We start from the raw sequence: 22,174 nt of genomic DNA on the forward strand, positions 1-22,174 counted from the left end.
GATGACCGACGACACCACCGGCCTGGCGACGGAGGCGTTCATCGCCCACCGGAACCTGCTGTTCACCGTCGCCTACGAGATGCTCGGCTCGGCGGCCGACGCCGAGGACGTACTTCAGGAGACCTGGCTGCGCTGGGCCACCGTAGACCTCGCGCGGGTGAGCGACGAGCGGGCGTACCTGGTGCGGATCACGACGCGCCAGGCGCTCAACCGGCTGCGCACCGTGAAGCGACGCCGCGAGGCCTATGTCGGCCAGTGGCTGCCCGAGCCGCTGATCACCACATCGGACGTGACCGAGGACGTCGAACTCGCCGAGAGCATGTCGATGGCGATGATGCTCGTCATGGAAAGCCTTGCTCCGATCGAGCGGGCGGTGTTCGTGCTGCGCGAGGTCTTCGAGGTTGGCTATGACGAGATCGCGGAGGCCGTCGACAAAAGCCCCGCCGCGGTCCGCCAGATCGCGCACCGCGCCCGCAAGCACGTCGGAGCCCGCCGCCCCCGCACCACGGCATCGCTCAGCGAGGCTCAGGCAGCCTTGGAGTCGTTCCGGCGCGCCATCGACACCGGCAACCCACAGGACCTACTCGACGTCCTCGCCCCCGACGTCGTACTGCTCAGCGACGGCGGCGGCCTCAAGAAGGCGGCCCTGCACCCGGTCGTCGGCGCCGAGAAGATCGTCCGCTTCTACCTCGCCGGCACCACCAAGCTTCAGGCCACCGTCACTTGGGAACCCACCGTCGTCAACGGCAGCCCCGCGCTCGCCGCCTACGTGGACGGCGCACTCGACGGCGTCATGGCCGTCCGCGTCGAGAACACCCGCATCACCGGCCTCTACTTCGTCCGCAACCCCGAAAAGCTCACCCACCTCGACTCCGAGACCACGCTCACCCGCTAGTGCCGCATCAGGCGACGTTCGCCCCGTCGCGGCGCCCGGCACGGCGACTCGAGGCGTTGCCGAATCAACCGAGTAGGCCCACCACGAGGTCGATCCGGCGCCTTGCGATCTTCCCCTCGGCCCGGGAGGGCCTGGGAAGACCCCACCCCCTCGACCGGAGGGCCCGGGGCAGACCCCACCCCCTCGACCGGAGGGCCCGGGGCAGACCCCACCCCTCGACCGGAGGGCCCGGGGCAGACCCCACCCCCTCGACCGGAGGGCCCGGGGCAGACCCCACCCCTCGACCGGAGGGCCCGGGGGAGGCCCCGCGCACCGGACGCCGCTCCTTGACGGGCAAACCCTGCCTGACGCGGCGCTAGGACCGAACACCGGCGCCTCGCCGACCGCAGCACACGACGAAAGGAAAAACCGCACCATGCCCAGACAGGCGACGACCACCACGGCTCGCGGCGGCAGCTTCCTCAGGACCGCGGTAGTCCTGCAGACCCTGGCCCTGTTCTTCCAGGCATGCACCGCCGGCCTGCTGCTGACCTCGTCCCGCGCCTACGCGCTGCACGACCACGGATCGAAGGTGATGTACGGGGCCGCCATGCTCTACGTGCTCGCCACGATCCTGGCCTGGCGCCCGGGCGGCGGATCCCCCCGCCCCGTCCTGTACTCCACCGGCTTCCTCCTCCTCGCCTCCGCGCAGGTCGCACTCGGCATCGCCCACGTGGCATCGCTGCACGTCCCCCTGGGCGTGCTGATGTTCGCCCTCAGCGTCCTCGCCCTCGTCCACGCGCTCTCCCCCCGCTCGCCGCTACGCCCGGCCACCGGTTCGTAGCCGCCCGAGGAGACGTGAGCTTGCGGCGAACTCGCCCGGCAGGCCCGACTTGGACGCCGCCTTTTGTCTCGCCAGAGGGCCCGTATGGCCCTCTGGCGTGCACCTACGCCGTCATTACCACCGCTGCAGCCCGGTGGAAGTCTGAGCCGGGGGACCCCTGTACCGGAATCACCCGGCCGCCTCCCGCTCCTGCGGGTAGTCAAGGCATGGCAGCCACGTCCAGCGTCCCCGAGCTCCGCCGCACCGGATTCGCCCGGCGGCTTCCCGCCGAGCTCTCGGAGCTCGCCGGCCCCGCCCACGGCCACGTCGACCTTCCACCGCACCTCGTGTGGTCCGGCCTGTCCCGGTTCGATCTCGACCAGCCCCGATTGCGCATGAGCTGTTACCGCATCGTTCTGGCCGAGGGACAACACGATGACCTGGTCTGTTATCTGAACCGAGAACTCCTCGTCACCATGTGGCCTGTCCTCCGGACTCTGATCAGCCGGGACGTCCGTGACGTCTGGGAGAACGCCTTCAGCGATCTGAACCCCGATGCCCAGGCTGCTGCGTGAATCTCACGGAACTGCACCGGCGAGACCGGATCGAGCGTCGCGTGCCCGTTCCATCCCCGATGCCAACTCGTCGGGCAGGTCAGCGGTTCTCTCCAGCCCAGCGCGAACGCGGGCGTCGATTCCGCCGGCTACTTCCCTCTGCCCTGCAGGTCGGAATGCTGGCAGATCCGCGCTGATTGGCGGTACTCGGGCGGCATTGTCACGACACCCTTGCGGCACCTCAGATCTTCCTCAGTTTTCGATCACCGTGTGAAGGGTGCGCCGCGGGGTGTGATTAAGTGATCTTGCTCGGCGCGCAGGGGGAACTGCAGCACGATCGACCAATTGTGCGAGCGCCGTGCGTCCTGACGGGGTGCCAGCCCCGACGGGAACTCCCTGACCAAGGAGAAGAATGAAGAAGTACCGTCGTACGGCGCTCGTGTCCATTGTCTGCGCCGCTGCCGTCACCTTCACCGGCGCCGGCACAACACACGCCGCCGTGCAGGGCCCCGCCGTCTCCGTCGCGGCCACAGCGGAAGCCTCCCCGCAGCAGGTTGACGAACTTGCCAAGTACCTGGAGGCGATCTACAGCGGGGAACTGCGCACCGCCGACGGCAAGTTCAACCACGAGGCCGCCACTGCGAAGTTCGGCTCCGAGTTCGCGGACGCGGTCAAGTCGAAGATTACCGAACAGCGCTTTGCCTCTTCGGGTGCCAAGGCGGCATTCGGCAAGGACAGCTACGGCAAGTGCCTTCTGAAAGCGGTCGGCCTCGGGGGCCTCGGCGGCGCCACCTCCGCCATCATGAACAAGCTCTCCGAGAAGAAGTGGTCCGACGCGGCGCGGCTCATCACCAAGGAAGCAGCCAAGCGCGGCATCAAGATAGCCGTGAAGGGCGGAGTGGTCGGGCTGGCCGCCTCGCTCGCCGCCAGCGCCATCTGGTGTGCCACCCCGTGGGCCTGATCGCCGTCGCGGCATGACCGCAGGTCTCACGATCCGAACGTGAGATTGATGAGGCGGGGTGTCGGCCCCGCCTCATCAGCGCTCTTGGCGCCGAATATCCGGGCTACTTGATCTCTGATTGCACTACCTTGCGCAACTCGTCGAGGTAGACCTCGAACCTCTCACGCCCAGCCGGGGAAAGCCGAAGGCGTGTGACGGCATGCCGACGCTCGCGGAACTTGGCGATCTCGATCAGACCGTCCCGCTCCAGAATTCCCAGCTGCCGTGACAGTTCCGAAGTCGACAACTCCAAGGACTCCTGCAAGTCGGCGAAGTTGATCTGCTGGACATGACGGAGGGCTCCCAGGATCGCAAGTCGGTTCGGGGAGTGCATCACCGTCGACAGGTGTGTGCGCGGCTGCGGAGACACGCTAGCGCCTCCATCGCAGCATGAGGTAGCAGGCGAGGACGGCGGTGGGCACTGCGGCCGACATCAGCCCACCTGCAAGATCAGCAGGGTTGTTCCACAGCAGCCTGAGGCCGGGAATCGCCAGAGCCACCGGAGTGAAGAAGGACAGCCACTCCTCGGTCTTCGTGTGGGGCCTCCTCCCGGGTGCCCGCAAGTGGAACCACCGCCATCGAAGAACGAGAGCCAGGGCCGCCAGCAGGACCACGCATCCCAGTGCCGCAGGGATGCCGACCACCGCTCCTGCCGCGAGCACAACGAACAGCGCGACAATCGACAGCACGCCGAGCGCCCGCTCCGTGCCGCCGGCAGCCCTGCTCAGCACCGGGGCCCCTTCAATGGCCCGAAGTTGCTCTGCAGAGTCTGAGCCACGTTCCATGGTCCACCCCTCTTCGACTCCGTTCATGGTCACGTTTCTAGCAGCTAGTTGCACAATGTGCAACTAGCTTCCATTGAGGCGACATGACCGAGGCCGCAGGCGCCGCGGTCACCGGAACCGGCAGTGGCCGGGAACTCGCCCCGTACCGCCTCACACAGAGGCGCCTGCGGGTGGCACGCCCGGTTTCCTGAGCCGGTCGGATTCGGGCGGGGCAGCCCGCAGCACGGGGAGTTGATCGCGCGTGAGCGAGGAGAAGCGGGTCGGGCTCATGGTGGCCCTGTCACAGCTCGGCTGTCTGGCGGCGGCCGTGATGCGTCCGAGGAAGTTCTGAGTGCCTCTCGGAGGGATGCCTCATGCCGCCCGCTGTCCGGACAGGACGTCCGGGTAGGGTGACCGCCGCCGGTTCGTTGACGGGTTCGACACGCCCCCGGCAGCGGAGCGGTGAGGCGAGGGAGGCCGGCGGGTGGCTGGGCAGCTGACGAGAGTGCGGCGGTCGCTCTTCGCCGTGCACCCGGCCCGGAGCCTGGTCATGGCGTTCGGCGCGGTGATCGTACTGGGGACGTTCCTGCTCATGCTGCCGGTGTCCTCGCAGGAGGGCGGGGCGACCGGGTTCGTGACGGCCCTGTTCACGTCCACCTCGGCGGTGTGTGTGACCGGCCTGGTCGTGGTGGACACCGGCACGTACTGGAGCGGGTTCGGCGAGGGCGTGATCCTCGCGCTGATCCAGATCGGCGGCTTCGGCATCATGACGATGGCCTCGCTCCTCGCGCTGCTCGTCTCGGGCAGGCTTCGGCTGCGGATGCAGCTGACGGCGCAGGCGGAGACGAAGAGCCTGGGGATCGGCGACGTGCGCCGTGTCCTGCTCGGCGTCGCCGGGACCACGCTCGCCGTGGAGCTGGCCGTGGGTGCCTGGCTCGCGCTGCGCTTCCGGTTCGGTTACGACCGGTCCATCGCCGAGTCGGCCTACTCGGGGCTCTTCCACGCGGTGTCGGCGTTCAACAACGCGGGCTTCGGACTCCACGCCGACAGCCTCACCCCGTACGCACAGGACCCCTGGGTCACCGTGCCGATCGCCTTGGCGGTCATCCTCGGCGGGCTCGGCTTCCCCGTCCTCCTCGAGCTACTGCGGCACCGGACCCGCCGCAGACTCACCGGGCGGCGCACCTGGACCCTGCACACTCGGATGACCCTTCTGGCCACGGCGGCCCTGCTGCTGACCGGTACCGTGTTCACCTGCCTGCTGGAGTGGGCCAACCCCGGCACGCTCGGGCCGTTCGACTGGGACGAGAAGCTCCTGAACGGCTTCTTCCACTCCGCGATGAGCCGCACCGCCGGGTTCAACGCCGTCGACATCGGCGCCATGCACGCCTCGACCCTCCTGATGACCTGCACACTGATGTTCATCGGCGGCGGCAGCGCGGGTACGGCCGGCGGCATCAAGGTCACCACCTTCGCGGTCCTGGCCGCCGCGATCTGGGCGGAGGTGCGCGGCGAGCCCAACTCCACCGTCATGGGCCGGCGCCTGGCCCCGCACGTGCTGCGCCAGGCGCTGACCGTGGCCCTGCTGGCGGTGGGACTGGTGATCGCGGCCACCCTCGCCCTGCTGACCGTCTCCTCGGCCCCGATGGAGGCGGTCCTGTTCGAGGCGGTGTCCGCGTTCGGCACCGTCGGGCTGTCCACCGGCATCACGGCGGACTTCCCGGACAGCGGCCGGCTCGTGCTGATCCTGCTCATGTTCGTCGGTCGACTCGGTCCCGTCACCCTGGTCTCCGCGCTCGCCCTGCGCGAGCGGACCCGCCGCTACCAGCTACCCGAGGAGCGACCCGTCATTGGGTAACTATCTGCACAACCTGCGTCTCCGTCGCCGCAAGCGGCTCGCCCAGCAGTACCCGGAGATGAGCGACCAGCGGGTCGCCGTCATCGGCCTGGGACGGTTCGGCAGCTCCCTGGCCCTGGAGCTCACCCGGCGTGGCTGGGACGTGCTCGGGATCGACACCGACCCGCAGCTCGTCCAGCGCCACAGCGACGCCCTCACGCACTCCGCGGTCGCCGACTGCACCGACCCGGAGGTCCTGCGCCAGCTCGGGGTACACGAGTTCACCAGCGCGGTCGTCGGCATCGGCACGGACATAGAGGCCAGCATCCTGATCGCCTCCAACCTCCTTGAGGAGAAAGTCCCCAACATCTGGGCGAAGGCGATCAGCCGTCAGCACGGTCAGATCCTGGAGCGGCTCGGGGTCCACCACGTCGTGCTGCCGGAGCACGAGATGGGCGAGCGGGTGGCCCACCTGGTGACGGGGCGGATGCTCGACTTCATCGAGTTCGACGACGACTACGCCCTGGTGAAGACGGTCACGCCGGACAGCATCACGGACACTCCGCTGGGCCGGAGCGGGGTGCGGACGAAGTACGGGGTGACCGTCGTCGGGATCAAGCGCCCCGGCGAGGACTTCACCCACGCGACCGCCGAGACCGTGGTGATGAAGGGGGACGTCATCATCGTCACCGGCAAGACGCACGCTGTGGAGGCGTTCGCCGAAATGAGCTGACTCAGGCCGGGCGGGCGGCACGGCTCGGGTGTTCCCCTCTTGACCGCGTCCTCGGGGACCTCGGACTCCGGCACGCCGTTGAAGGCGGCCACGGCTCGCTTGGGGTCGCCGACCTGCCTGGTCAGCGTCGCATCGGACGCGCCGAGCTGGCTGGAGCCGGTGGACAGCGGGTCGCAACCGCTGTTGGACGGGCGCGGCTGGAACCACTTCGGGTCCGGCCGCGCGGCCTCGTTCTCGTCGTCCCCCGTCGTTGAATCAGATGCTGCCTTCTTCGGCAGGTCCCAGGTCTGGCCGATGAGCTCGGAGCCGACCTCCTTGCCGTCGGCCTTCACGATCGAGCCGTTCGCCTTGTCGGGGAAGAGGCCCTGGGCGATGCCCGTGACCGCGAGGGGGTAGAGGACGCCGGTCACGACCGTGAGGACGAGCAGGGTAGAGGAACAGCACACTCACCGCGGAGAACGCCAGGACACCGCGCAGGTAGGCGGGCCAGCGCATCTCCGTGTCGGAGTTCGCTCCGACGGCGCGTTGGATCCGCTTCTCCACCCTCAGGTGCTTGCCGGAGGAGAAGACAGCGGCCATGTGGTCGCCGAGGGGGCGGTGCACGAGGGCGAGCGCGCTGATCAGCGCGGTCACCTGGAGCACGTCGGCAAGAACGGGGCTCATATCCGGACTCAGAACCTCTCCGGCTTGACGAGGGCGAGGACGAGATAGCCCAGCAGGGCGCCGGCCATGACGAGACCGATGACGTTCTCGGCGGTCACAGCTTCGCCACCCCCCTGGCGATGAAGACCACCAGCGCGAACACCGCGACCGTGGTGACGACGAAGGCCACGTCGGCCATCGCATGCTCCTGGGAAAGGGTCGGAGAGGAACGGACACCACGAGCGAAGCGCACCCCTGGCGTGAAACCGACCCCCGTTGACGACGCCCTTACGCCGCCGACGACCGCCTTGACGGCATCCATACGCCGCAGTGCCCCGCGTCACGCCCACGGCGGGCGGCGTCGGTCTCGCCGCCTACGAGTTGCTGCGCGCCGCTCACGCTGCGGCTACACGACCGAGACAGGCCGGGCCGTGCTCAGGGCCAGCGAGGCGGGCTACCGGCACGTTGTCCGGCACGTCCGTACAGGCGCACTCGTCAGCGCTTCCTCAACGCCGTTCCTCGAGGCGGGCCACGGCGACGGCCACGGCGCCGGCAGTGAACACCAACGGCACGAAGCCAGGGGCCGCTCGGAGCCAGCCGGGGCCGCGGGACGCCCTGGACGCCGGGGAAGTGGTCGCCCGGCCAGGGGCTGTGTGGGGCCGCCGCGGTTGCATTCGCCCGAGGTCGGTTCTGGACGCCACCCACCGGCGGACCTCGCTGCCTAGCGGAGTGCCCGGGCGGACGGCGTCTCCTCCGGGAGGAGGTGCCTGCTCCCCCACTCCCCCAAGGGCTCCAGGGCCGTGTTGAGGGCGTGGCCCAGCGGGGTCAGGGAGTACTCCACACGCGGCGGGACCTCGTCGTAGGCCCGGCGGTGCACCAGGCCGTCCGTCTCCAGCTCGCGCAACTGGGCGGCCAGCACCTTCTCGGACACCCCGGGGACCAGTCGCCGCAGTTCACCGAAGCGGCGCGGCCGCTGGTCCAGCTCCCACAGGAGCGACACCTTCCATTTGCCGTCGATCACGGACATCGCCGCGGCCACACCGCAGTGGTCCGCCCCGGGCCTTCGCGTCACACCCATCACGCACCCCTCCCCACGTGTTCACTCACCTTGGAGTAACCACCCACTCCAAAGTGCGTACTTGAGGGCCTTTCGGCCCACCACCAGTCTGAACTCCATGACCGACACGAACATCGCACGGCGCTCCCTCACCCTTCTCGGCCTCGGCGACATGGGCACCGCCCTGGCCCGCACCTGGCTCGCCGCCGGCCACTCACTGACCGTCTGGAACCGCACCGCCGCCAAGGCCGAGGCGCTCGCCGGGACTGGCGCCCTCGTCGCATCGAGCCCCGCCGAGGCCGTGGCCGCGAACGACCTCGTCGTGCTCTGCCTGCTGGACGACGCCAGCATCGACTCGGCTCTGGAAGGCACCGGCCTGGACGGCAAGGGCCTGGTCAACCTCACCACCGGCACCCCTGGCGAGGGCCGGGCCCGCGCGGCCTGGGCCGAGGCTCGCGGGGCCCGTTTCGTGGACGCCGGGATCATGGCCACACCCGCGATGATCGGCGCCCCCGAAACCGGCGGCTACGTCCTCTACAGCGGCTCCCGGGCCCTGTTCGACACCCACCGGGCCGTGCTGGAGGTCCCGGCCCCGGCCCGGTTCGTCGGCGAGGACCCGGGCCACGCCGCCCTGCACGACGTGGCACTGCTCAGCGGGATGTACGGGATGTTCGCCGGCATCTCGCACGCCTTCGCGCTCATCGAGGGCGAGGACATCGCCCCGAAGGACCTCGCCCCGCTGCTGTCGGAGTGGCTGGGCGCGATGGGCTTCTTCGTGGGCAACGCGGCCGAGCGGCTGACCTCGGGCGACTTCACCACCGGTGTGGTGTCGAACCTGGCCATGCAGGTGGCGGCCACCGGGACGCTGCTGCGCACCGCGTCGGAGCAGGGGGTCAGCACGGAGCTGATCGACCCGTACTTCGAGCTGATGCGGCGCCGGCTGGCCGCCGACCGGGCCGAACACGCCCATGAGGACACGGCGGGCGCGATCACCCTGCTGCGGCGCTGAGGACGTCCCGCAGGCGAACTCCGGCGAGCCGGGGGACCCGGCATCGGTGACCGAGTCCCCGGCCGGCGGCTGAGACGGTGAGCGACGGGGTCGGTTGACGGCTCCGGCTGCCCTCCGGACGACGCCTTCCGAGGCGGCAGCCGCGGAGGTCCTTTCGGGGCCTTCCGGGGCGCGCCGCATGACGTACGGCGCCCGCTCCGTCCGCAGTGCGGCCGGCTCGTGAAGTCGGGCGCGCCGGTCGTCGGTGCCGGGCGCGCCCGGTGGTGTCAGGGCTGGGTGAGGTTCCTACGCGCCGGCCTCGGCCGCCGCGTCGGCGACTGCGATCTCGATGCTGAGCGCCCGGGCGATGTTGCCGGCTGCCGTCATGACGCGCGCCGTGCCGACGATGGGGGCGATGGCGACCAGGACGTCCTGCAGTTGGTCGGCGGTCAGTCCGGCCTGGAGGGCGGGGTCGATGTGTGCGACGTAGGAGATCGGCGGAGCGTCCGAGGCGGCGAGAGCGGCGATACGGGTGAGCATGAACATGTCCGGGTCCAGTCCGCAACGCTCGATCGAGTCGACCGTCATCGCGGCGAGGGTGTCCAGTACCGGGGTTTCGGATGCTGTGGCCATGGCAGGTCGTCTCCTGATGGTGTCGTGACGAGTATCGGCCGGGCGGAGCCGCGGCAGGGCTCCGCATCTCGGTGCAGCGTCTCCTGCTCGACCGTAAGTCGGTTTGCCGCGGATCGCCCGTCGAGGCGGCCTCGGGGCGGTGCGGGGCAAACCGGGGACGGCGTCGCGGCCGGTGGGCCGGGGGAGCGTCGGCGGGCACCCGCAAGGGCGACCGGGCTCGTACACCCCGGCGGCACGCCGCCCCACCGGCCGGTCCCACCGCCCTGCCCGGTCGGACTCCCGGAAAGGGGTCGTACGCCTGCCGGTCGGCCCGTACGCCTATTGGTCGGCCCGGCGGGCACGGCGCGGTACCGGCTTGTAGCGTCAGCGCACAAGCAGTGATCAATCAGATATTCCCACTGGTACCGGTGGAGGCCCGGAGCGGGCCGGCCGGTGCGGGCGCAGTGCGGTGTCCACACCCGTGAAGCGGTACGGAGAGGAGGCGAGTTGGCACGTCGCAAGGTCACATCGATGGCCGCGTTCGGGGTTGTTGTCCTTGCGATCGCCGTCAACCCCGTGATCCCCGTCGTCCCGAAGGCCGGCCTCCGGCACGCCCCCAGGACGGAGCACGCGACGCAGCGGTTCGAGGGGCGGCCCGTCGAATGCACCTCCGGGAAGCCCAGGCTGGCGCAGTCGCTCGTCCGGCACATGGTGAACTCGCTGGAGAGGCGGTCCAGTCGGGTCTCGATCGCGCTCTACGACCGCACGTCCCGCACCTCGTGCACCTACCGCGCCGATGTGCACTACGACTCCGCCAGCACGGTCAAGCCGATCGTCCTGGGCGCGTTGCTGCTGGCCAAGGGCACCGACCTGTCCAGGAAGGAGAGGTCTTTGGCCAGGGAGATGATCGTGAACTCGGACAACGACGCGACGTACGCCCTGTGGGACCTGCTGGGCCGGGCGAGAATCCAGGACTTCCTCGACGAGGCCGGGCTGGAGGACACCGACCTGAACGACGCCGGCTTCATGGGGCTGACCCAGATCACCGCGCGTGAGCAGGTGAAACTGCTTCAGCTGCTCACGGGGGAGGACGAGTCCGTACTGAGCTCCCGGGAACGCGCCTACGTTCTGCGGCTGATGCGGGAGGTGCAGGACGACCAGCGCTGGGGAACGCCGGCGGGCGCTCCGTCGGACGCCGTCGTCCAGGTCAAGAACGGATGGCTACAGCGTTCCGAGGACGGGGTCAGGAGCTCGTGGGACCGCGGGGACTGGAAGGTCCACAGCATGAGCGCCATCACCGGAAGCTCCTACGACTACGGCCTCGTGATCCTGACCGAGAACAACCGCGTCCCCGAGGGTGCGTCACCCGAGGTGGGCTGCGACTACGGCATGGAGACGATCGAGCGGGTGGCGAAGGCGATCCACCGCGACCTGCACCCGGCGGAGACGCCCGAGGTCCGCCGGGCGTCCCGGCCGCTGGTGAGTACCGCGCGATAGGAAACGGATGGGATGTGTCGGGGCACGGGCACGGGACCGTACTCGGGCGTGTCGGGGCGCGGGCGACGGTCCCGGGATCGTGCTCGGGTGTGTCGGGGGCCGGGCCACGGCCCGCTTCCGGGCGCCGGGCGGCCCGGACCCGTTCGGACCTCCCGGCGAACCCCGGGGCGTCAGCCCCAGTCGCAGCCGATGCCGTCGTTGTCGCGGTCGAGGTGGCTGCCGTAACCGGGCTCACCGCGGCGGACGGGCGCGGCACCGGCGGCGCGGGCCGCCGCGCAGTTCTCGTAGTAGACGTCGGCGGACCCTCCCCCGCCACCGCTCGCACTGCTGCCGTCGCCGCCCGATCCGCGGACCTCGACGGTCCTGGTCTTCGTGACGGTGACCGTGGGCCCCGGCTCGGTGACCGTCGCCGAGGGAGCCTCGGGGGTCGCGGTGACCGTCGCCGTGGCCGTCACTGTCGCGGTGACCGTCGGACCGGGACCCGCCTCTGCCGCCGCGGAGGCCGGGCGCCCTTCCTCGGCCCCGTCCGCGGCTCCACCGCAGCCGAAGCCGATCGCCATGAGGAGCAGGCCGCCGGCATAGGTGCGCTTCATCCTCCACAGCGGCCGGTGCGCTCCCGCGGGCTGCGGTCCGGGCTGCGGAGCGATGGTGTACGGATTGCTCAAGGCCCCCCCTGTGCAGATTCAGTGAACGATGTGTGGGGACACGGTAATCCCAAGTACCGGACCTGGGGAGGGAAATGACAGACATTCCGCTTCCGGGCCGGGACCACCCCGCGTCCCCTTCGGCCGTCGGCTCACCCGGCCGCGTTCACGTCGTTCCGGTCCGCGCGCGCACGCGCCCCGGAGACGTTCCTGCGCGTACGGCGCTCCGCACCCCCCTCGCCCGCGCGGCGCCGACGTGCTGGACGACGGCGGAGACGTCCGCCGCGCCGGAGACGCCCCAGACTCCCGGGCCGGGGCGGCAGTGGACGGGGAGGCGACCGGGCCGGACGGACCAGCGACCGTCCCGCGCCGGGAACGAGAGCGTGCAGAGCGCCGGTGCGTCGAGGCGCCAGAAGGCACGCGCCGGTGCCGACAGTGCATGCACGAGCAGGGCCCTGACGGTCGTTGGTTCGGCGATCACCAGGGCGCGGCCGGTGTCCGGCGGGAGGCCGTCCAGCCACTCGGCGGTACGGCGGCACAGTCGGCGTACGGACTCACCGCCGTGGGGCGTGGCGTCCGGATCCCTCAGCCAGGCCGTGAAGCCGTCGGGGTCGGCCGCCGCGACCTCCTCGACCGTACGGCCCCGCCAGACGCCGTAGTCGATGTCGCGGAGCGCGGACTCGACCGCGGGTTCCAGTCCGAGGGCGGTGGCCACGGTCGCACAGCGCGCCGAAGGCGCCCGGAGGGAGGGCAGGTACGAGGGCAGGGCCGCCCTGGCCGCACCCGCGTCCCGCAGGACACGCTCGCTCGGGGGCCCGTCACCGAAAACCGTGCTCCGGGTACCTCGGGTGCCGTCCCACGCGACCGCACAGAGAAACGTCAGGCGGACCGTCATGACGACCGACCTCCTTCCGGGTCCGGCGAGTGCGCCGGACTCCTGCCGCCGGTCAGCTGATCAGCGGACGGGTGTGGTGCCGCGTGCAGCAGGGTCCGAGCGGCCTGGGCGGGCCCGCCTTGGGCGCGGGCATGCCGAGGATCGCCGGTTCGCGGACACGGCCCGGCCGCGCGAGGACGCTCCCGGCGGGCCGGACCGTCGGGGGTGCCGGCGGCACGGTAGGCGTCCGCCGGAAGCGCGGCAGCCGCCGGAGCTGCCGCGGACCTCACGACCTGCTGTACGTCGGGCCTCATGTGCTCCAGCGTCGGCCACGGCTGCCGGGGCCGACCATCCGGCAGGTGTCCGGACCGCCCCCGCCGAATGGCCGGTGGGCTGCGGCGGGGTGGGTGGTCGAACCACCGGGGGCGGGTACCCACGGGGGGGGCAGCCACAGGCCGTACCGGGCCCCTGCACCGTGGTGCCGTGCACGAACGTAGCGTGCCCTCGCCCGTACCCGATCCTGCCGAACCCGTGCATGCCCGTACCGTGCCGTGCATGCCCGTACCGTGCCGGACGGGCGTGGCCGTACCCGTCCATGGCCGCGCATGGTGGTGCGCCCGAAGCCGCGGACCGGCCGGGGAAGGGGCGGTCGTGATGCCAGCGCCCGGCGGCACCGGCGCTTGAACCGAATCCGACGGCGGGCCGTACAGGTAGTCGCGGGCGTGGCGGCCCCTGTCGTCATGCCGATCACCAGCCCTGCGCGGAAGGACCTACGGGTGGCGCTCTGGACACGCTCACGCCGGCTGCCGGCCCAGGCCTCGGCTCAGGCCTCGGAAACCGGGACGGACGTCGGCACGGACACCGGCGAACGGCCCGTTCCCGACGGCTCCCGGGACCGCTCCTCGGCCGACCGCCCGGACGGCGGCACCGAGGCGGAGGGGTGCAGCATGCACCGGGCGGGCGACGGTCAGGACGTCCTCGGCACAGACGACGGGGACGCCTCTGCCCGCACCGACGTGGAAACCAACACCCGTACCGCCTCCGACACCGGCACTGCCTCCACCTCCACCTCCACCTCCGGCACCGGAACCGGAACCAGGACCAGGACCGGGGCCGACACCAACGCCCGTACCGCCTCAAACACCGGAACCGCCTCCACCTCCGACACCGGCACTGCCTCCACCTCCGGCACCGGCACCGGCACCCGTACCGACGGAGATCTGGTCTCCCCGGTGGCGCCCGGCACAGGCGGCCGTCGTGTCGTTCACCCCGTCGCGGCGCGCGTGGCCCACCACGGCGCCACCGCCGTGGCCGCCCTGGTCGTCCTCGCCGCGCTCCTCCTGCCGAACAAGCTCGGGCATCTCACGGCGCCCATGTTCCTCCGCATACCGGTGGAGGGGATCTTCGGCGTCGCCGTGCTGCTGCTCCTCGGACCGGGCCGGCGCGGCCGGGTGAGGCGCCTCGTCCCGGCGTTCGCCGGCACGGCGCTCGGCCTGATGGTCGTGCTCAAGCTGCTCGACATCGGGTTCGACGCCGTCTACAAGCGACCGTTCGACCTCGTGCTCGACTGGATCCTCCTCGACGACGGCCAGTCGTTCCTCCGCGACTCCATGGGCCCGGCGGGCGCGATCGGCGTCGTGGTCGGAGTCCTCGTGCTCGTGTTCCTGCTGCTCGTCCTCCTGACGTGGGCCGCCGTACGGCTGAACCGGGTCCTGGCCCGTCACGGGGCGGCGGCGGCGGGAGGCACGCTCGTGCTCGGGACCGTGTGGGTCGTGTGCGCCGCGCTGGGGGTGCGCAACACGGCGGTGCCCGTCGCGGCGGGCGGTTCGGCCGAGTTCCTGCAGGACCGGGTGCAGCAGGTACGCGCCGGCCTGCGGGACAAGGAGGAGTTCGCCCGCGAGTCCGCCGACGACGACTTCGCCGGTGTACCCGCCGACCGGTTGCTCACCGGACTGCGCGGCAAGGACGTCCTCTTCGCCTTCATCGAGAGCTACGGACGCAGCGCGGTCCAGGACCCGGAGATGGGACCGCGGGTCTCGGCCCTCCTCGCGGACGCGGACCGCCGGCTGCGCGCGGCCGGCTGGTCCTCCCGGAGCGCGTTCCTCACCTCCCCGACATACGGTGGCGGGAGCTGGCTGGCGCACTCCACGTTCAACTCGGGCCTGTGGATCAAGAACCAGCAGCGGTACCGCAACCTCACCTCCGGCGACCGCATGACGCTGACCAGTGCCTTCCAGAAGACGGGGGCCTGGCGGACGGTCGGCATCATGCCCGGCGTCACACGGTCCTGGCCGGAAGGGAAGTTCTACGGCCTCGACCACGTCTACGACTCGCGCGGCATGGGCTACAAGGGCCCGAAGTTCAGCTGGACGCCGGTGCCCGACCAGTACAGCCTCTCCGCGTTCGAGCGCCTGGAGCACGGAAGGCCGGGCCGGGGGCCCATGATGGCGGAGATCATCCTCGCGTCGAGCCACAACCCGTGGGCGCCGATACCGAGGACACTCGGCTGGGACGAGATCGGGGACGGCTCCGTGTACGACGCCATCGCGGAGGAGGGCAAGGACCCCCAGGAGGTATGGGAGGACCCGGCGCGGATCCGCACCGAGTACCGTCGTGCGATCGAGTACTCGCTGACGAGCCTCATCACGTACGTGGAGAAGTACGGCGACGAGAACACCGTGCTCGTGTTCCTCGGCGACCACCAGCCCGTGTCCACGGTCACCGAGGACAAGCTCGGCCGGGACGTGCCCGTCACGATCCTCGCCCGCGATCCGGCCGTGCTGGACCGGGTCTCCGGCTGGGGCTGGCAGCCGGGCCTCAAGCCCGGTCCGGATGCCCCGGTCTGGCGCATGGACGCCTTCCGCGACCGGTTCCTCTCCGCGTACGGGGACCGGCCGGGGGCGGCGCCGTCGACGGGGCGCTGAGCGGACCCGCACGTACGGGCGAGCGGGGCCCTCCCCCGCGGGCCTCGCCATCCGCCGGACCGCGGTGCCCGCCCGGCCGGAAGCACACACGTCACCTGCCGGGAGCACGTAGGCCGGAAGTACGCAGGCCCCGCCCCCGCGAGTAACGCCGGCCCCGCCCCGCGGGCACCTCGGCGCGCTCCCGGCGGGGCGTCGGCCCCGCCCGGCGGCGCTTGGAACCCCCGTCCGGACGGACTACCCGTACGCCGCCTGCCGGCGAGTACGCCGGCCCCGCCCCGCGAGCACCCCAGCGCGCTCCCGGCAGGGCGCAGGCCCCGCCCGGCGGCGCTTGGAACCCCCGTCCGGACGGACTACCCGTACGCCGCCTGCCGGCGAGTACGCCGGCCCCGCCCCGCGAGCACCCCAGCGCGCTCCCGGCAGGGCGCAGGCCCGCCCACCGGATACGCCGGCTCTCCCTCCGCCTCCCCCGCCTCGCGTCCGTCGACCCCGCGCGAGCCGTCGTCAGCGGCCAGCCCGGGTTCCCCGCCAGTCCTGCCTTCCCACCCGCCGGCGCCCGCGCACGCCCCGGACACGTTCACCGGTCCGGCACCCCGTCCGCACTCCCGCGCCCGCGTACGCGCCGCCGGACGTTCCGCGGCACACCGGCCCGGCCCGGCCGCCCACCGCGCAACACCGTCCCCGGACCGCCCCATGCGAAGGCCCCGACCGTGCTCGGACGCTGCGTCCGAGCACGGTCGGGGCCCCCGCCGCACCGGCCGGGACGGTGGCGGGCCCCCCGTGCCCGCCGCCCGTGGCCCGGCCGGCGGGTCAGACCCGCTCGCGCGCCCGCTCCCGTACCGCCGCCGCGCGGGGCCGGGACCTACCCGCGAACGGAACGCCGTCGCGGGCCCTGACGCACCAGAGGCCCCTGATGTCGCGGCCGAAGGACCAGACGAGGGACGCCAACGCGCCGAGGACGAGCAGCCAGGCGGCCGTGAACGGCAGAAGGCCGGCCGCGGCGAGCAGCAGGACCACGCCCTGGAGCGCGGCCACGGTCTTGCGGGCCATGCTCGGCGGCAGCGGGCCGTTCAGCCACGGCAGTATCCGCGCGGCGGCGACGAACACGTACCGCATCGCACCGATCAGCAGCACCCATGCGCCCAGCGAGGCGGCCACGTGGACGCTGAGCACCAGGATGAGGAACGCGTCGGCCTCCATGTCGAAGCGCGCGCCCAGCGCGGACTCCGTCCCGGTGCGCCGGGCGACCTGGCCGTCGACCGCGTCGAGTACCAGCGCCACCGTGGTCAGCACGACCAGTGCGGTGATGCGGGGTCCGCTCGCGAAGGACTCGGCGACCAGCGCGGTCACCCCGCCGACGAGCGTCGTGCGGACCAGTGTGACGGCGTTCGCGGGACCGAACGGCCTCGGCGGCCACGACCGGTGCAGGGCGCGTGTGAGCAGCACCCACGTCGCGACCGTGAACGCCGCGCCCGTCAGCCAGCCGGCCGCGCCGAGTCCGGTCACCGCGTCCAGCAGGACCAGCAGGACCGTCTGCGCGCCGGCCCCTGCCGCCGTCTCCGGGCGCAGCAGCCGAGTCTCGTAGGTGCCGATCAGGGCCACCGCGGTACCACCCTCCGGACGTGTGACAGAGTCGACGAGTGCCGCGTACGGTGTGCGCGGTCTCATGATTTTCAGAACGTAAACCGTCGCGGGAGTGTTCAGCGGGAGGTCGTGGATGGAGCGCGCCGCACGCGCCTTTTGGCTCAATTCCCCAGGTCAGGGCGAGATTCGGGATGTTCGTCTGGAGCAACCCGACCAGGGTGACGTGGTCGTGCGCAGCCTCTGCTCCGGGGTGAGCCGCGGCACGGAGAGCCTCGTCTTCCGGGGCGGGGTGCCGGAGAGCCAGTATGCGGCGATGCGGGCGCCGTTCCAGGAGGGCGAGTTCCCCGGACCGGTCAAGTACGGCTATCTCAGCGTCGGCGTCGTCGAGGAGGGCCCGTCGCACCTCCTCGACCGGACGGTGTTCTGCCTCCACCCGCACCAGAGCCGTTACGTCGTTCCGGCGAGTGCGGTCACCCCGGTGCCGGACACGGTGCCCGCCGGACGGGCGGTGCTGGCGGGGACGGTGGAGACCGCGGTGAACGCCCTGTGGGACGCCGCCCCCCTGGTGGGCGACCGGATCGCGGTCGTCGGCGCCGGGATGGTCGGCGGCTCCGTCGCCGCGCTGCTGGCCGGATACCCGGGCGTACGGGTGCAGTTGGTCGACGCGAACCCGGAGCGGGCCGCCCTGGCCGCGGCGCTGGGCGTCGACTTCGCCCTCCCGGAGGAGGCCCTCGGCGACTGCGACCTCGCCGTTCACGCCAGCGCCACCGAGGCCGGTCTGACCCGCTCGCTGGAACTCCTCGCGCCGGAGGGCACGGTGCTGGAGCTGAGCTGGTACGGCGACCGGCGGATCAGCGTGCCGCTGGGCGAGGCGTTCCACTCCGGCCGGCTGGTCCTGCGCGGCAGCCAGGTGGGGCGGGTGGCGGAGGCCCGGCGTTCGCGCCGCAGCTACGCGGACCGGCTGGCGCTCTCCCTGGACCTGCTCGCCGACCCGGTGTTCGACGCGCTGATCACCGGTGAGTGCGCCTTCGAGGAACTGCCGTCGGTGATGCCGCGGATCGCCTCGGGTGAACTCCCGGGCCTGTGCCACCGGGTGGTGTACGACGCTTCGTAGCGGGCGCCGAGTCGCCGCTTCCGCGGCCCCACTTCGGGTCCCCGCCGCGCGGACGTCCCCCGGTCCGGCACGTACCGCACCCGTGAGGCACCGCTCCGACGTGCCCGATCCCCGCGGAAATCCGAACGACCTGCGTCTTTGAACACGCAGTACTCTCCGGCCGTACTGATGGACACGGCCGCCCGCCGGCGGCCGAGCCGTACGACCGGGAGGTCACAGCCGTTGTTCAGCGTCACCGTCCGTGAGCACCTCATGATCGCTCACAGCTTCCACGGCGAGGTCTTCGGGCCCGCGCAACGTCTGCACGGAGCGACGTACCTTGTGGACGCCACCTTCCGCCGTGCCGAGTTGGACGCCGACGGCCTCGTCGTCGACATCGGCCTCGCCACCGCCGAACTGGGCAAGGTGGTCGGCGAGTTCAACTACCGCAACCTCGACGAGGTGCCCGAGTTCGCCGGGACCAACACGTCCACGGAGTTCCTGGCCAAGGTCATCGCCGACCGACTGGCGGACCGGGTCCACTCCGGAGCGCTCGGCGAGGGGGCTCGCGGACTGTCCGGCCTCTCCGTCACGCTGCACGAGTCACACATCGCGTGGGCGAGCTACGAGCGGGATCTGTGAGAGCGGGCTCCGTGAGCACGCGTCCCGAGGAGTACGGCGCCGCAGCCGCGCCCGAGCGCACCGTCCGGTTCGTCATGCCGGGGGGCGTGGACGACCCGGCGGCGCCGAGCGGCGGCAACGTCTACGACCGCCGGGTGTGCCGTGAACTGCCCAGGATCGGCTGGCAGGTTCACGAGCACGCCGTCCCGGGCGAGTGGCCGCGGCCCGGTGCCGGGCCGCGGTCCGAACTGGCGCGGGTGCTGCGCGAGTCGCCCGACGGCAGCCTGGTCCTCCTCGACGGACTCGTCGCGTGCGGGGTCCCCGACCTCGTCGTGCCCGAGGCGGCACGGCTGCGGCTGGCGGTGCTGGTGCATCTGCCGCTGGGCGACGAGACCGGGCTCGCTCCGGCGGTCGCCGCGGAACTGGACGCCGCGGAGCGCATGACGCTGCGGTCCGCGGCGGCGGTCGTGGCGCCCAGCGAGTGGGCTGCGGGACGGCTGGTGGAACACCACGGGCTCGACCCGGACCGGGTCCGTGCCGCCGCCCCCGGCGCGGATGTCGCGCCGCTCGCGCCCGGCACCGCGACCGGGGCGCCCGCCCTCCCCGGGCGGGGTGCCGCGCCGGACGTCGTGGGTCCCCGGCTGCTGTGCGTGGCCTCCGTGACCCCGCGCAAGGGGCAGCACCTCCTGGTCGAGGCCCTGGCGTCCGTCGCGGGACTGCCGTGGACCTGCGAGCTCGTGGGCGGAATCGGCCATGACCCCGGCTACGTCGCCCGGCTCCGGGAGCTGATCGCGGAGCACGGCCTGGACGGCCGGGTGCGCCTCGCCGGACCCCGGTCCGGTCCCGACCTGAACGCGAGCTACGCGGCCGCCGATCTGCTGGTGCTCGCCTCGCACACCGAGACGTACGGGATGGTCGTCACCGAGGCGCTCGCACGCGGTGTCCCCGTCCTGGCGACGGCCGCCGGCGGGCTCCCGGAGGCGGTCGGGCAGGCGCCCGACGGGAGTGTGCCCGGCACGCTCGTGCCGCCGGGGGACCCGGCGGCGCTCGCCGCGGCACTGCGCCGCTGGCTCTCCGAGCCCGGCGAGCGGCACCGCTCGAAGACGGCCGCGCGACGGCGGCGCACCGCACTGGCCGGCTGGGAGGCGACCTCCCGGAGCCTGGCCAAGGCGCTGGAACAACTCCGGCAGAACCCCCTGGAGGCCGTGTGAGTACGACCGATGTCACGCGTTACGCACCGGAGTGGCTGGCGCTGCGGGAGGCCGCCGACGCGGCGGCCCGCGCGCCCGAACTCCTGGAGCCGCTGCGGCTCCGGCTGCCCGGCTCCGGCCCGGACCCGACGGACCTGCACGGCCCGGTCGCCCCGCTGGTGATCCGGGACCTCGGGTGCGGCACCGGTTCGATGGGGCGCTGGCTGGCGCCCCGGCTGAGCGGCCGCCAGCACTGGATCCTGCACGACCACGACCCGCGGCTGCTCGAACTGGCCGCCACCCGGTTGCCGCGGAGGGCGGCGGACGGCAGCCCCGTCACGGTCGCGACGGAGCGCGGTGACGTCTCCCGGCTGACGGCGGAACGGCTCAAGGGCACCTCGCTGGTGACGGCGTCCGCGCTGCTGGACCTGTTCACCCGGGAGGAGCTGGACGGGCTGGTCGCGGCCTGCGCCGGGGCCGGCTGCCCGGCACTGCTGGCGCTGTCGGTGGTGGGGCGGGTGGACCTGTCCCCCGCGGACCCGATGGACGCCGAGGTCACCGATGCCTTCAACGCCCACCAGCGGCGTGAGGAACACGGCCGCCGGTTGCTCGGGCCCGACGCGGTCGCGGCGGCCTCCGTCGCCTTCGCCCGCCGGGGCATGACCGTGCGGGTGCAGACCAGCCCGTGGCGGCTCGGCGCCGGGGCGGTGGGCTTCCCTGACACCGCGGCGGTCCCGGGCTCCGTCGGCGGTGACGGCCACGCGCAGGACGGGCGGTTGTCGCGGCAGCTGGCGGCGGAGTGGCTGCGGGGCTGGGTCGGCGCGGCGCGGGAGCAGCGGCCGGGAATCGCCTCACGCGCCGAGGCGTATCTGCGGCGCCGTCTGGAGGCGTGCGAGGCAGGCGAGTTGAGCGTGGTGGTCCATCACAGCGATGTGCTGGCGCTGCCCGGGCGGACGGGCGGCGCCTCGTGATCAGGGCGATCCGGGGGCGTCTCCGGCTGCTCGCCGGGACGGCGCGCAGGGCGGTCCGGGGGCGTCTCGGCCTGCTCGCCGGTGCGGCGCTGGTCGCGGCGACGCTGTGGTGGCAGGGCACCGGCGCCTTCGTGGACGGGCTGCGCGGTGTCGACGCGCCCGCGCTCCTGGCCGCCCTGGGCATCGGCCTGTTCACGACGGTGCTGAGCGCGTGGCGCTGGTGCCTGGTGGCACGGGCGCTGGACATCCGGCTGGCGCTCGGGCCGGCCGTCGCCGACTACTACCGCTCCCTGTTCCTGAACGCCGCGCTGCCCGGCGGGGTGGCCGGTGATGTGCACCGCGCGGTGCGGCACGGTCGGAGCGCCGGCGCCGTGGGCCGGGGGGTGCGCGCGGTCGTCCTCGAACGCGTGGCGGGGCAGGCGGTCCTGGTGGCCGTCGGTGCCGTCCTGCTGGTGGCACATCCGTCGCGGCCGCTGGAGCGGGCCGGCGGGGCTCTCCGGGAGTTCGTGCTGACGCCCGGTGCTGCCGTGTTCGTCACCGTGGTGGCCGGGCTGGTGGCCGTGGCCGCCGTGCGGCGGCCGGGCGGCTCGCGGTGGGGCCGCGCGGTCCGCGGCACGCTGGCCGAGGCGCGGGTGGCGTTCCTCGGCCGGCGCCACGGTCCCGGGGTACTGCTCTCGTCCGTCGCGGTGCTGGCCGGGCATCTCGCGATGTTCCTCCTCGCCGCCCGGGCCGCCGGATCGACGGCCGCCGCCGTGGAGTTGCTGCCCCTGATGGTGCTGGCGCTGCTCGCGATGGCGCTGCCGCTGAACGTGGGCGGCTGGGGTCCCAGGGAGGGCGTCACCGCCTGGGCCTTCGGAGCCGCGGGCCTGGGCAGTGCCCAGGGACTGAGCACTGC

23 protein-coding genes and 3 pseudogenes are annotated in these 22,174 nt (G+C 72.4%); 15 read left to right on the top strand and 11 right to left on the bottom strand.

Going from position 1 to position 22,174, the window contains the following annotated elements; all coding sequences use genetic code 11:
- The first annotated feature begins 1 nt into the window (after position 1).
- The 4 genes from FEF34_RS17785 (at position 2) to FEF34_RS17800 (ending at position 3,212) form a co-directional block, all read left to right on the top strand.
- A complete protein-coding gene (locus FEF34_RS17785) occupies positions 2 to 895 on the top strand; it encodes an RNA polymerase sigma-70 factor (protein ID WP_138054050.1) in 894 nt (297 codons plus the stop codon).
- A 415-nt stretch (positions 896 to 1,310) separates the two neighbouring features.
- On the top strand, positions 1,311 to 1,718 hold the full coding sequence (locus FEF34_RS17790; protein WP_138054051.1) for a hypothetical protein: 408 nt from the start codon (positions 1,311 to 1,313) through the stop codon (positions 1,716 to 1,718).
- Positions 1,719 to 1,924: 206 nt separating this feature from the next.
- Positions 1,925 to 2,272: a transcriptional regulator gene (locus FEF34_RS17795; protein WP_138054052.1), complete on the top strand. Its 348-nt coding sequence runs from the start codon at positions 1,925 to 1,927 to the stop codon at positions 2,270 to 2,272.
- A gap of 391 nt (positions 2,273 to 2,663) precedes the next feature.
- Entirely contained in the window at positions 2,664 to 3,212 is a 549-nt protein-coding gene (locus tag FEF34_RS17800; RefSeq protein WP_138054053.1) for a hypothetical protein, read from the top strand.
- A 103-nt stretch (positions 3,213 to 3,315) separates the two neighbouring features.
- On the opposite strand, the gene FEF34_RS17805 is transcribed toward FEF34_RS17800, so the two are convergent.
- Together FEF34_RS17805 and FEF34_RS17810 are read right to left on the bottom strand one after the other, a co-directional pair.
- Positions 3,316 to 3,621 carry a transcriptional regulator gene (locus FEF34_RS17805; protein WP_234042437.1) on the bottom strand — a complete coding sequence of 102 codons (306 nt, stop codon included), beginning with the start codon at positions 3,619 to 3,621 and terminating at the stop codon, positions 3,316 to 3,318.
- A 1-nt stretch (position 3,622) separates the two neighbouring features.
- Complete coding sequence (locus FEF34_RS17810; RefSeq protein ID WP_234042438.1) at positions 3,623 to 3,982, bottom strand: hypothetical protein; 360 nt, start codon at positions 3,980 to 3,982, stop codon at positions 3,623 to 3,625.
- 295 nt (positions 3,983 to 4,277) lie between these two features.
- On the opposite strand from FEF34_RS17810, the gene FEF34_RS17815 reads away from it, so the two are divergent.
- The 3 genes from FEF34_RS17815 (at position 4,278) to FEF34_RS17825 (ending at position 6,585) form a co-directional block, all read left to right on the top strand.
- Positions 4,278 to 4,367, top strand: coding sequence for a potassium-transporting ATPase subunit F (locus tag FEF34_RS17815; RefSeq protein ID WP_138054054.1), 90 nt, complete (start codon positions 4,278 to 4,280; stop codon positions 4,365 to 4,367).
- A 132-nt stretch (positions 4,368 to 4,499) separates the two neighbouring features.
- A complete protein-coding gene (locus tag FEF34_RS17820; RefSeq protein ID WP_138054055.1) occupies positions 4,500 to 5,873 on the top strand; it encodes a TrkH family potassium uptake protein in 1,374 nt (457 codons plus the stop codon).
- The gene (locus FEF34_RS17825; RefSeq protein ID WP_199800676.1) at positions 5,866 to 6,585 is read left to right on the top strand and encodes a potassium channel family protein; all 720 of its coding nucleotides are present in this window, start codon (positions 5,866 to 5,868) and stop codon (positions 6,583 to 6,585) included. The genes FEF34_RS17820 and FEF34_RS17825 overlap by 8 nt, the downstream gene beginning before the upstream one ends.
- 41 nt (positions 6,586 to 6,626) lie before the next feature.
- Here the strand turns inward: FEF34_RS17825 and FEF34_RS17830 are convergent.
- The 5 genes and pseudogenes from FEF34_RS17830 to FEF34_RS17850 form a co-directional block, all read right to left on the bottom strand.
- Positions 6,627 to 7,031: pseudogene (locus FEF34_RS17830) on the bottom strand (potassium-transporting ATPase subunit C); the annotation flags it as partial.
- Positions 7,015 to 7,248: pseudogene (locus tag FEF34_RS17835) on the bottom strand (potassium-transporting ATPase subunit KdpA); the annotation flags it as partial. The pseudogenes FEF34_RS17835 and FEF34_RS17830, both read right to left, overlap by 17 nt.
- 8 nt (positions 7,249 to 7,256) lie before the next feature.
- Positions 7,257 to 7,346: a K(+)-transporting ATPase subunit F gene (gene kdpF / locus FEF34_RS17840; protein WP_138054056.1), complete on the bottom strand. Its 90-nt coding sequence runs from the start codon at positions 7,344 to 7,346 to the stop codon at positions 7,257 to 7,259.
- Positions 7,343 to 7,549: a hypothetical protein gene (locus FEF34_RS17845; RefSeq protein WP_138054057.1), complete on the bottom strand. Its 207-nt coding sequence runs from the start codon at positions 7,547 to 7,549 to the stop codon at positions 7,343 to 7,345. Before FEF34_RS17845 ends, kdpF begins: the two co-directional genes overlap by 4 nt.
- Before the next feature lie 399 nt (positions 7,550 to 7,948).
- A complete protein-coding gene (locus tag FEF34_RS17850; protein WP_138054058.1) occupies positions 7,949 to 8,305 on the bottom strand; it encodes a winged helix-turn-helix transcriptional regulator in 357 nt (118 codons plus the stop codon).
- A gap of 97 nt (positions 8,306 to 8,402) precedes the next feature.
- On the opposite strand from FEF34_RS17850, the gene FEF34_RS17855 reads away from it, so the two are divergent.
- Positions 8,403 to 9,293: an NAD(P)-dependent oxidoreductase gene (locus FEF34_RS17855; RefSeq protein ID WP_138054059.1), complete on the top strand. Its 891-nt coding sequence runs from the start codon at positions 8,403 to 8,405 to the stop codon at positions 9,291 to 9,293.
- A gap of 285 nt (positions 9,294 to 9,578) precedes the next feature.
- Here the strand turns inward: FEF34_RS17855 and FEF34_RS17860 are convergent, their stop codons facing one another.
- Positions 9,579 to 9,905: a carboxymuconolactone decarboxylase family protein gene (locus tag FEF34_RS17860; protein ID WP_138054060.1), complete on the bottom strand. Its 327-nt coding sequence runs from the start codon at positions 9,903 to 9,905 to the stop codon at positions 9,579 to 9,581.
- A 486-nt stretch (positions 9,906 to 10,391) separates the two neighbouring features.
- Between FEF34_RS17860 and FEF34_RS17865 the strand changes: the two genes are divergently transcribed.
- Positions 10,392 to 11,381 carry a serine hydrolase gene (locus FEF34_RS17865; protein ID WP_234042439.1) on the top strand — a complete coding sequence of 330 codons (990 nt, stop codon included), beginning with the start codon at positions 10,392 to 10,394 and terminating at the stop codon, positions 11,379 to 11,381.
- 170 nt (positions 11,382 to 11,551) lie between these two features.
- On the opposite strand, the gene FEF34_RS17870 is transcribed toward FEF34_RS17865, so the two are convergent.
- A complete protein-coding gene (locus FEF34_RS17870) occupies positions 11,552 to 12,046 on the bottom strand; it encodes an excalibur calcium-binding domain-containing protein (RefSeq protein ID WP_234042440.1) in 495 nt (164 codons plus the stop codon).
- A 145-nt stretch (positions 12,047 to 12,191) separates the two neighbouring features.
- A complete protein-coding gene (locus FEF34_RS17875; RefSeq protein ID WP_234042441.1) occupies positions 12,192 to 12,920 on the bottom strand; it encodes a histidine phosphatase family protein in 729 nt (242 codons plus the stop codon).
- 719 nt (positions 12,921 to 13,639) lie between these two features.
- On the opposite strand from FEF34_RS17875, the gene FEF34_RS17880 reads away from it, so the two are divergent.
- On the top strand, positions 13,640 to 15,823 hold the full coding sequence (locus tag FEF34_RS17880) for an alkaline phosphatase family protein (RefSeq protein WP_234042442.1): 2,184 nt from the start codon (positions 13,640 to 13,642) through the stop codon (positions 15,821 to 15,823).
- A gap of 807 nt (positions 15,824 to 16,630) precedes the next feature.
- Here FEF34_RS17880 and FEF34_RS17885 read toward each other — a convergent pair.
- Positions 16,631 to 17,422, bottom strand: coding sequence for a CDP-alcohol phosphatidyltransferase family protein (locus FEF34_RS17885; RefSeq protein WP_138057556.1), 792 nt, complete (start codon positions 17,420 to 17,422; stop codon positions 16,631 to 16,633).
- 115 nt (positions 17,423 to 17,537) lie between these two features.
- Between FEF34_RS17885 and FEF34_RS17890 the strand changes: the two genes are divergently transcribed.
- The 5 genes and pseudogenes from FEF34_RS17890 to FEF34_RS42050 form a co-directional block, all read left to right on the top strand.
- A complete protein-coding gene (locus tag FEF34_RS17890; protein WP_138054061.1) occupies positions 17,538 to 18,518 on the top strand; it encodes a zinc-dependent alcohol dehydrogenase in 981 nt (326 codons plus the stop codon).
- 222 nt (positions 18,519 to 18,740) lie between these two features.
- Positions 18,741 to 19,139, top strand: coding sequence for a 6-pyruvoyl trahydropterin synthase family protein (locus tag FEF34_RS17895; RefSeq protein WP_138057557.1), 399 nt, complete (start codon positions 18,741 to 18,743; stop codon positions 19,137 to 19,139).
- Complete coding sequence (locus FEF34_RS17900) at positions 19,136 to 20,329, top strand: glycosyltransferase family 4 protein (protein WP_138054062.1); 1,194 nt, start codon at positions 19,136 to 19,138, stop codon at positions 20,327 to 20,329. The genes FEF34_RS17895 and FEF34_RS17900 overlap by 4 nt, the downstream gene beginning before the upstream one ends.
- Entirely contained in the window at positions 20,326 to 21,279 is a 954-nt protein-coding gene (locus FEF34_RS17905; protein WP_138054063.1) for a methyltransferase domain-containing protein, read from the top strand. The genes FEF34_RS17900 and FEF34_RS17905 overlap by 4 nt, the downstream gene beginning before the upstream one ends.
- Before the next feature lie 131 nt (positions 21,280 to 21,410).
- Positions 21,411 to 22,151: pseudogene (locus FEF34_RS42050) on the top strand (lysylphosphatidylglycerol synthase transmembrane domain-containing protein); the annotation flags it as partial.
- Positions 22,152 to 22,174 lie beyond the last annotated feature (23 nt).

The sequence above is a fragment of the Streptomyces marianii genome, assembly GCF_005795905.1.
GTDB classification, from domain to species: Bacteria; Actinomycetota; Actinomycetes; order Streptomycetales; family Streptomycetaceae; genus Streptomyces; species Streptomyces marianii.

Bases quoted from the DNA above. Each gene is read 5' to 3' on its own strand.
- FEF34_RS17785 (WP_138054050.1), top strand. From the start codon at position 2: ATGACCGACGACACCACCGGCCTGGCGACGGAGGCGTTCATCGCCCAC.
- FEF34_RS17790 (WP_138054051.1), top strand. From the start codon at position 1,311: ATGCCCAGACAGGCGACGACCACCACGGCTCGCGGCGGCAGCTTCCTC.
- FEF34_RS17795 (WP_138054052.1), top strand. From the start codon at position 1,925: ATGGCAGCCACGTCCAGCGTCCCCGAGCTCCGCCGCACCGGATTCGCC.
- FEF34_RS17800 (WP_138054053.1), top strand. From the start codon at position 2,664: ATGAAGAAGTACCGTCGTACGGCGCTCGTGTCCATTGTCTGCGCCGCT.
- FEF34_RS17845 (WP_138054057.1), bottom strand. From the start codon at position 7,549: ATGGATGCCGTCAAGGCGGTCGTCGGCGGCGTAAGGGCGTCGTCAACG.
- FEF34_RS17850 (WP_138054058.1), bottom strand. From the start codon at position 8,305: ATGGGTGTGACGCGAAGGCCCGGGGCGGACCACTGCGGTGTGGCCGCG.
- FEF34_RS17855 (WP_138054059.1), top strand. From the start codon at position 8,403: ATGACCGACACGAACATCGCACGGCGCTCCCTCACCCTTCTCGGCCTC.
- FEF34_RS17860 (WP_138054060.1), bottom strand. From the start codon at position 9,905: ATGGCCACAGCATCCGAAACCCCGGTACTGGACACCCTCGCCGCGATG.
- FEF34_RS17875 (WP_234042441.1), bottom strand. From the start codon at position 12,920: ATGACGGTCCGCCTGACGTTTCTCTGTGCGGTCGCGTGGGACGGCACC.
- FEF34_RS17880 (WP_234042442.1), top strand. From the start codon at position 13,640: ATGCCGATCACCAGCCCTGCGCGGAAGGACCTACGGGTGGCGCTCTGG.
- FEF34_RS17890 (WP_138054061.1), top strand. From the start codon at position 17,538: ATGGAGCGCGCCGCACGCGCCTTTTGGCTCAATTCCCCAGGTCAGGGC.